The following is a 582-nucleotide window of genomic DNA, read 5'->3' as shown; positions in this document are numbered from 1 at the left end:
TTCGCAGGCTACCGCGTCCTTCATCGCCTGTGATCGCCAAGGCATCCACCACATGCACTTGTTCGCTTGACCCTATAACGAGTCTGTCTCGTTACAGGTTGAGTTCTCGCGTTGTGCCGTATTCCAAATTGAGTCAAACATAGAGTTCGAATCATCTTGAGATACATCGATACAATCACAACCCGGATAGTTTCCACGTCCATCTCAAGACGCTTCCGCTATCCAAATTACTTGCTTCTTCCAGATTGTTAAAGAACGACAGCCGATATGGTTTTACTCATATCACTCTGACTGGCTCAATCGCCAATGAGAAAAACTCGAACCAAACTTCATTCGAATGTTTGTCATTGATGATTATCGAAAGCGGCCGGCATTATAACCGGTTAAACCGCTAACAGACAGTCTTTCTGTCTTTATCAACAGCCGATAAGCGTGAGCGCTCAACTTGTGCGAGAAGCTCTGGAAAGGAGGTGATCCAGCCGCACCTTCCGATACGGCTACCTTGTTACGACTTCACCCCAGTCATGAATCCTACCGTGGTGACCGTCCTCCTTGCGGTTAGACTAGCCACTTCTGGTAAAA

At 47.3% G+C, this 582-nt stretch carries 1 rRNA gene; it reads right to left on the bottom strand.

The features are described 5' to 3' along the window. Positions 1–463: 463 nt before the first annotated feature. Positions 464–582, bottom strand: a 16S ribosomal RNA gene (locus CFB47_RS39960); the annotation flags it as partial.

This window comes from Burkholderia sp. AU27893 (genome assembly GCF_002223205.1).
Lineage (GTDB): Bacteria > Pseudomonadota > Gammaproteobacteria > Burkholderiales > Burkholderiaceae > Burkholderia.
The sequence above is the reverse complement of the archived record's forward strand: the minus strand, read 5'-3'. Positions and strand labels throughout refer to the sequence as shown.